The organism is Intrasporangium sp. (genome assembly GCF_039812505.1).
In the GTDB taxonomy this organism is placed as follows: domain Bacteria; phylum Actinomycetota; class Actinomycetes; order Actinomycetales; family Dermatophilaceae; genus Intrasporangium_A.
On the sequence record NZ_JBDIAQ010000163.1, the window covers coordinates 1 to 7,652 of the forward strand.

The window sequence follows — 7,652 nt, forward strand, 5'->3', positions numbered from 1 at the left end:
CGGCGTCGTAGCCTCTTGCGCCTGCGAGACCTGGTGTGTCACACCGATAGGTCTGGACGGACCTACATGGTTGGTGACCAGTTGCCAGCTTGAAGGTGGTCCCGATGAGCCTGCCGAGCCCGGCCCCGCGCCGTGTCCGCGTCCGCCTGGCTGGGCCGGTCTCGGCCGCGGCGCTGTCAGGGATGGGCTTTGCCGCGGCGCCGTTGACCCCGGCCGCGGTCCCGGTCTATGCCGGTTCTGCTGCTGTGGCGGCGTGGTCCCTGCTCGCGGGGGTGCACGCGTTCCGGGCCGCGCGTCGTGCCGAGTTGCTGGCCGCGCTGCATCATGGGCTGGCCGCGCTGATCGGACCCCCGGCGCGCACGGCGGTCCGGGCCCGCCGCTGGCGGCACGGCTTCGTCGGCCTACCGGCCCGGCTGACGGTCCACTTCGACCCGCAGGCAAAGACACACGACCCGAAATGGCTGCCGCAGCTGCTGCAGGTGTGCCGGTCCCGGACCGGCCTGGACTACGAGGTGGCCCACCTGGACGAGCGACGCTGCCGGGTGGTCCTGTCCGCCCGGGCGGCGGCCGCGGCGCAGGTTCCGGTGACCGCGGAGGCGCAGCGCGCCGAGCGGACCATCGGCGAGCTGCTCGGCCCGACCGCGAAGGTGCGCGACATCGATCTGCGAGACGGGCAGATCGCCAGGATCGAGGTGTCCCACGAGAACGGGACCCGGCTCGCGAACACCGGCTACCGCACCCGGGTGGAGCGGACCCTGTCCACCGTCCTGCCCGGCCGATGGCGGGCCCGCTGGGACCTGCAGGGCGACACGGTGCTGTTCGAGCAGCGCCCCTCGTTCCCGGCGGTGATCTGGCTCGACCCGATCCAGATCGACCCGCAGACCGATGTGCTGGGCACGTATGACTCGGTGGCGATCGAGTACGGGGTCGACGAGGACGGCCGGCCGGTCGCGTGGCGGCCCGCGATCGACCCGAACCTGATGGTGGTCGGCGCGCCCGGCACGGGCAAGACGAGCCTGGAGCACTGCGTCCTGGTGCAGGTGTCGCGGTTCAACTGGCCGGTCTGGGTGGTCGACGGCAAGTCGATCGAGTTCCTCGGTTTCCGGCGGGACTGGCCCAACGTGCAGATCGTCGCGACCCGGATCGAGGAGCAGGTCGCAGTCATCGAGCGCGCCTGGCAGGTCATGGAACACCGGTACGACCTGATCACCCGGGGGCAGGCCCGGGAGGAGGCCTTCGAGCCGCTGATGGTGTTCATGGACGAGTTCGCGGACTTCCGGGCGAACCTGTACGCCTGGTACATCGGCGTCAAACGCAAGGGGGCGCCAGCGGAGCCGCCCGCGCTGGAGAAGCTCCGGTCCCTGGCCCGCAAGGGCCGCTCGAGCCGGGTGCACCTGCTGTTCGCCACGCAGCGCCCGGACGCGAAGTTCTTCGGTGACGACATGCGCGACAACTTCCGGGCCCGGATCTCGATGGGTCGGCTCTCCCCGCAGGGCGCGCTGATGATGTGGCAGGACCCGGCGGTCGGCACCACCGTGCCGCGGGCCTGCCGCGGCCGGGCGACCACGATCAACGATGACAACCGGCCGGTCGAAATCCAGACCTACTTCATTCCCGACCCGCGCAAGGTCGCGGCCGGCTCCGAGGCGGGCCAGCGGCTCGCCGCCGCCCGCCCGAGCGCCTGCCTGCACGAGCGGCTGGTCATCCTCGACCCGCCGGTCCCGGCCGACGGCGCGGACGCTGACCTGTGCTACGCCGACTACGCGGGTGCCGCGTGGGGGGCCGCCGCAGATCACCCGGAGCTGGACCCGGCCAACATCGAGCAGGCGAGAGTGGAGGACGCGCGGGCGGCCGCCTCCCCGTTGACCGTCCTGGGGATCGGGGGCCGGCCGGCGCCGGCCCGGCTCGGGCAGCTGCGGCAGGGCGGCGGAGGCCCACAGCCCGAGCCGGTCGAGCCGGCGCAGCTCGACCCGTTCCAGGGGTACGAGCCGGCGGTCACGGCGGCCCCGGAGTCGCTGCAGGTCGGGGACCTGATGCTGCACCCGGACCTGGGGGAGTGGGTCACCGTCGATGCCGATGTCGAGGAGGACGTCACCGAGCCGCTGAACGTGTCGGTGTTCTGGCGAGACGACGCGGACGAGGCGGGGCACCTGTCGCTGCCGGCCGACGACCTCGTGCAGGTCCGCCGGCCCGATATCGATGTCGACGGTGACGCAGCGTGAGCCCCTGCAACACTCCAAATACTGGTGTCAGTGAAAACAACTCGTCTGTTGTCATTGACAGCAAGGAGATGGGTTGCGACCGTGGACCCATGACCCTGCTGACGCACTCGTCCACCGACCGGATCAAGCCGGGCCTGCTGGTTCGGCTGGGCTGGCGCACGGTGTGGTTGCACCGCGCGCTGACCGACCCGCCGGGTGAGGCGCTGGCGCCACGGGATCGGGAGCTGCTCGTGCTCGTGGCGACCTCGGCCCTCGGGGTGGACACCGGCGCGGCCGTGCGCCACCTGCGCCGGTTCGGCACCAGCGAGCCCCTCGCGATCGCCTGCATCGGGCGGCTGGCCGGCGCCGGCTACCTGTCGCTGACCCGCGAGGGGCTGATCAACCTGCCGGGCCCCGACCTTGACTGGATCGCAGCCCGGACGGGCAGCGAGGAGAGCCCCGGATGAGCTTCACCCTCGTGACCGCCGACGAGCGGCTGCTCGAGCCGGTCTACCGGACCGCGGTGGAGGAGTTCGCCGCGGCCGCGGCCGCGAGCAACAGCTACCTGCTGCAGTACGACCCGCGCCGCGGGGCCGGCCGCCACGTGGCGATGCCGCCCGGCCCGTCCCGGACCGGGCAGGCCATCCGCGAGGTCGACGGGTCCTTCCTGGTGCTGCCAGCGCGAGGCCGCGCCGATGGTCCCTGGGCGCAGGCGACAGCGGAGCTGACCCGCACGTTCGAGCGGTGCCGCGCCGCGCGGCTGCCCGGCGCCTTCACCGCTTACCGGGTCCTGCCCGGAGGCCGGCACACCATCGGCTACCGCATCGACGTGCGGGTCGGGACAGCCCCCGGCGCGCCGAGCTACACCGCGCTGTTCCAGCGCCCGACGTGAGGACGTGCCCGTGGCCTGGAGACCGACCCGCGCGTCATGGGTGCCCCTCGCGCCCGCAGACCCTCGCGTCTACGTGTGCCGCCGCTGCGGCATCACCAAGACGTGCAACTCCACCCGTCCACGACCCGAGCTCTGCACCGACTGCAAGAGCGTCCTTCGGGTCGGCGGGCCCGCCCCGAAGGAGCCCGACGATGAGGACCTCGACAGTGAAGCGGCAGCCCCGGCCGGGCCTGCTGGCCCACCACGTCCCGGCGCTGACTGCGGCCGGGAGCAGCCGGCGGCCCCTGGTCGGTCCACCGCGGCCTGAGCCCGGTCAATGTGACTCGTGTCGCCGGCACACCACCGTGCACCCGGTGGCCTTCCCTGGCGTCTGCTTCCAGGTGTGCCCCACCTGCGCCCCGCCCGATGTCACACCCGCCCCTGCGGGCGGACCTACGTAGTAGGTGACCGGCTCGATCGTCGAAAGGGCTGACAGATGAGCGCGGAGCGAGCCATCCCCGGCCTGGTCTGGGTGCCGGATGCCCCCTGCAGAGATGACCCGGACCTGTTCACCTCCCGCGGCTCGGCCAGCCGGGCCAAGGCCAAGGCAGTCTGCCGGACCTGCCCCTATCAGCAGCTGTGCCTGCGGGCCGCCCTGGCCATGGGAGACCAGCACGCTGTCATGGGCGGCACCGACCCGGACGACCGGCGCCGGATGCGGGCCGCCGCCGTCTCCCGTCGGCAGGACAGGAGAACCGCATGACCGGCCGCCCCCACCCGAGCGCCTGGCAGGAGCTGCTCGCCGACCCGATCACCTTCTTCGGCACGGTCATGCTGACCGCGCTCATGCTGCCGACGTTGGCCCCACGGCTGCGTGACCGGGCGATCGCCTGGCTGCTCACCCACGCCGTCCTGGTCCCCGCACCGGCCGCGGTGGTCACAATCCCGACCACCGGCGTCGGCCTCGATGGCCGCCGGCTCGTCATCGCCCTGCTCGCGCTGGTCCTCGCGATCGCCTGGGCCACCGCCAGTGCCCGGCGCCGCCGCGACCGCGAGCACCGGTCATGACCCGGCGAGCGTGCCCCACCCCGTGGAAACAAGGCCACGCGTCCGCGTTCGGCGCCCACCGGCACCTGCGTTCCCTGCTGCGGTCGGGCCGCGCCGCCCGGCCCGCCCTGCTGCACCAGTACCTGTGCCCCTGCGGTCTGTGGCACGTCGGCCACACCGGGACCCGCGAAAGGACCACGTCGTGACCCAGCCCCTGCGCGCGCCGGATGACGCGCACCCTCCCCGCAGCGCGCCGAGCGCCGAGCGGTATCCGCTGGGGTCTGCCCTGACCGGCCCGGCGCACTCCCACGGTGACCTGCTCGAGGCCGCGCTCGTCGACGCACTGACCCGCGCGACCTGGCCGCGCGGCGGCCGGATCATCGAGGTCGACGAGCAGATCCTGGCAGCCCGCGTGGTGCCCCACATCCTGGCCACGCTGCCTGCTCCCGGCGTGGTCGCTACTGCCCGCGGCGCCGCCCGATCAGATGCAGGCGCCCGCCGGCACCGCCACTGCGTGCACCCCGGACACGTCATCCACCGCCGCCTGGCCCGGCTGCCGGGCCTGGTGGCGCGGCTGTGGCACCGGTCCCCGGGGATCGCCCGACACGGTTCCCGACCGAGCCTGCCGGCCAGGCCAGACGCCACCTGCACACCGAGCCCCTCTCGCCCCGCCAGATGACCGCCTGCACCAAGGCGGCCCGCCGGGCCTGCACCAGGAGGAACCCAAGATGAGCACCCACCAAGACACCCACCGGGTCTACTTGACCGGCTCGTGCCCCGCCTGCGGCGGCCCCGGCAGCGAGCTCACCGACGGCGCCGATGAGACAACCTGCCTGTGGTGCGCCGCGGCGTTCCCGGTCCTCCGCGAGCAGTGGTGGTGTCCCGTCTGCCTGTGGTGGCTGCCGGCCAAGCCGGCCCAGCCATCCAACCGGGTCGCGCCGGCCCACCAGGTCACGATCGGGTGCGGCCGCGAGGACTGCCCGGCCGTGATCAACCAGGGCCGCACCTTCGCCTGCCGCGACCACCCGACGGGATCGGACTGCTCGTGGGGATGCGGCGGCTTCTACTGCATCCTTCATCTCGGCGAGCACGACTGCCCCGGCTTCGCCGACCTGTCCATGCACACCCGGGCAGTCCTGGCCGGTGAGCCGGTGTGTGACTGGGACGGCGACCTGTGGCCCTGCGCGGCGGTGCGGGCACAACCGGACAACCCCACCATCGGCGGTGGCGTCGGAGGCGCGGCATGACCGGCCGTCCCGCCCGCCCGGATGACGAGCGCGCGGTGGGCATTCCGGCGCCAGCCGCCCAGGCGCTGCCCACCGCGCGCGGGCAGCGCCTCGCAGCCCGCTCCCGGTTCGCCATCGCCTGCCGCGCATCCGCGGTCCTTGCCGGTGACCCGGCGGGCGCGCAGTTGCTGCGGGAGGCCGCCGCGGCCGGGACCGGCAGCGACGAGGGGGAGCCGACCGATGGCCGCCCGTAACAGGCTGTCCCAGGGCAGGTCGGAGGCGGCCGCGCGGATGCTCAGCGCCGGCATGTCCCGCCCTCAGGTCGCCCGGCTCCTGGGCGTGGCGCCCCGATCCTTGCCGGCGACCTCCGGTTCCACGGGGATGCAGAGCCAACACCTGGGCCGCTGCGGCACGGCCGCGGGCTATCAGCGGCACCTGGCCGCCGGCACGAGCCCGTGCTCGTCCTGCCTGCGCGCCGCGGGCACCTCGACGGTCGCGCGCCTGCAGCGCCGCGGGAGCCCAGCCGAGGCGGAGCAGCCAGGTGCGCGCGCACCCCGCCCGGGCCCCCATGACGTCATCCCGGAGGGTGGTTGATCATCGTGGGCTCCTACTGCACGTTCTGCGGACGCCGTTGCTTCGTGGTCCGCCGGCTCCCCGCCGGCGCGAGCCACCTCGGCCTGACGCAGGTCGCCATGGCGACCTGCCCGCAGGGCATGGCGCACGACCGGAGGGTCACCGGCTACGACCACACGACCGCGGTCAACCCCGCGCCGCTGCAGGTCGGGGATCTCGTCAGGTCCGGTGCGGACCGGCAGCTCTGGCGTGTGCGCGCGCTGTGGGAGGCCAGCCCGTTCCGCTCGCCGATGGTGGACCTCGACCTGGTCGATGGGTACGGCTTCACCTCGGTCGGTCCCGCGCGGCTGCGCGTGGTCGAGCGCCCCCGCCCGTCCGACGCCCGGGCGGACGGTGATTCCCGCCGGGGGAGCCGCCGGTGACCACCATCGCATCGACCTGCCAGACCGTCGCCGGCGCGGCCCACTGCCCGCTGTGTGGCCAGTTCGCCGGCGCCGGACATGTCTGCCCGGCCTCATCGAGCCTGGGTGAGGCCGCCGTGACCATCTTCGGATCGGAGTCGGTGCGCAAGGCACGCCGCGCGTGTACCGCGCAGCCGGATGGTCCCGCGCCTCGGGCTGCTGCCGAGGCGGCCCTGACCGGGTTGGGGATCGCGGCCGAACGGGAAGCGGTCAGCGGGACACTCTCGCAGGCGGGGGCGCAGCAGGCAAGGAACCACCTGGCCAGAGGCTGGGTTGGGCTTCAGCGCGGTGACCGCATCGGCTCGCGTGAGGTCGCGGCACTGGCAGCACTGTCCCGCGGTCCCGCCGGGCCGGACGCCCCGTCACCTGCCGAGGCGGAAAGCGAGCTCCGGCGCAGCAAGGTCGCGCTCGGTGTGGCCACCTTGAGGAACCGGTCCCGCCCGGACCCGGTAGGGCTGGCGGCCGCCCGCGCCCGCTGCCAGTCGGCGCTGCGCGAAGTGCACCGCGCCCAGTCTCTTGCGGCCGCGCAGCCCGGACGGAAGGACGGACCGCCGGCGCCGTCCGCGGGGCGCTGCCCCGACTGTGGGCAGTTCGCCGGCCCGGGCCACGTCTGTCCCGTCCCGGAGGGCCTGCCCGCCGGCGAGTACGCGGGCATGAAGGGTGATGCCCGGGTCAAGGCGATGCTCGCCGACCTGGAGACCTCGGTCGCGGCGATCGTCGAGTCCGGTCAGCTGCAGCGCTGGCTCGACGCCATGGCGAGCAACGGGCTGAGCCGGTGGAGCGCCAACAACCGCATCCTGGCCGCGGTCCAGATGCTGCAGCGAGGAGCCTCCCTCGAGGACCTGCACATGATGGGGTTCAGGCAGTGGAGCAGCCTGGATCGCCAGGTCATCAAGGGCGCCAAGGCGGTCTGGATCCTCGCCCCGGTCACCCGCAAGGTTCTCGACGAGGCCGACGACGGCACCATCACCGAGAGACCCAGGGTCATCGGGTTCAAAAGTGTCCCGGTGTTCGACATCTCGGACACCCAGGGTGCGCCCCTTCCGCCGGCGCCGCTGCGGCCCGCCCCCGGCGCCGCCACCCCGGGCACCCTTGAGGGACTGCGCGATCGGGTCGGGCGGGCAGGCTACGCCTACGGGGAGGTCGAGATCCCCGGCTGTCGGCCGGCCACGGGTGAAGGCACTCTCGGGTATACCGACCCCAAGAGCAAACGCATCGTCGTCGACGCGCGCCTCAGCGAGGCGCAGAAGGCATCCACGATCGCCCACGAGCT

General features: G+C 73.6%; 9 protein-coding genes and 1 pseudogene. All 10 read left to right on the plus strand.

From position 1 onward, the window contains the following. Nucleotides 1-104 precede the first annotated feature (104 nt). Complete coding sequence (locus WMI84_RS15660) at nt 105-2,222, plus strand: hypothetical protein (protein WP_347354706.1); 2,118 nt, start codon at nt 105-107, stop codon at nt 2,220-2,222. 89 nt (nt 2,223-2,311) lie between these two features. Next, the gene (locus WMI84_RS15665; protein ID WP_347354707.1) at nt 2,312-2,668 is read left to right on the plus strand and encodes a hypothetical protein; all 357 of its coding nucleotides are present in this window, start codon (nt 2,312-2,314) and stop codon (nt 2,666-2,668) included. Continuing rightward, a complete protein-coding gene (locus WMI84_RS15670; protein WP_347354708.1) occupies nt 2,665-3,093 on the plus strand; it encodes a hypothetical protein in 429 nt (142 codons plus the stop codon). Before WMI84_RS15665 ends, WMI84_RS15670 begins: the two co-directional genes overlap by 4 nt. A gap of 475 nt (nt 3,094-3,568) precedes the next feature. Then, entirely contained in the window at nt 3,569-3,835 is a 267-nt protein-coding gene (locus WMI84_RS15675; protein WP_347354709.1) for a WhiB family transcriptional regulator, read from the plus strand. After that, nucleotides 3,832-4,140 carry a hypothetical protein gene (locus tag WMI84_RS15680; protein ID WP_347354710.1) on the plus strand — a complete coding sequence of 103 codons (309 nt, stop codon included), beginning with the start codon at nt 3,832-3,834 and terminating at the stop codon, nt 4,138-4,140. The genes WMI84_RS15675 and WMI84_RS15680 overlap by 4 nt, the downstream gene beginning before the upstream one ends. A 181-nt stretch (nt 4,141-4,321) precedes the next feature. Further along, complete coding sequence (locus WMI84_RS15685; protein ID WP_347354711.1) at nt 4,322-4,798, plus strand: hypothetical protein; 477 nt, start codon at nt 4,322-4,324, stop codon at nt 4,796-4,798. Nucleotides 4,799-4,847: 49 nt separating this feature from the next. Continuing rightward, nucleotides 4,848-5,366 carry a hypothetical protein gene (locus WMI84_RS15690; protein WP_347354712.1) on the plus strand — a complete coding sequence of 173 codons (519 nt, stop codon included), beginning with the start codon at nt 4,848-4,850 and terminating at the stop codon, nt 5,364-5,366. Then, on the plus strand, nt 5,363-5,599 hold the full coding sequence (locus WMI84_RS15695; protein WP_347354713.1) for a hypothetical protein: 237 nt from the start codon (nt 5,363-5,365) through the stop codon (nt 5,597-5,599). The genes WMI84_RS15690 and WMI84_RS15695 overlap by 4 nt, the downstream gene beginning before the upstream one ends. Nucleotides 5,600-5,983: 384 nt before the next feature. Continuing rightward, nucleotides 5,984-6,340, plus strand: coding sequence for a hypothetical protein (locus WMI84_RS15700; protein ID WP_347354714.1), 357 nt, complete (start codon nt 5,984-5,986; stop codon nt 6,338-6,340). Beyond that, nucleotides 6,337-7,652 (plus strand): annotated as a pseudogene (locus WMI84_RS15705) (hypothetical protein); the annotation flags it as partial. The gene WMI84_RS15700 and the pseudogene WMI84_RS15705, both read left to right, overlap by 4 nt.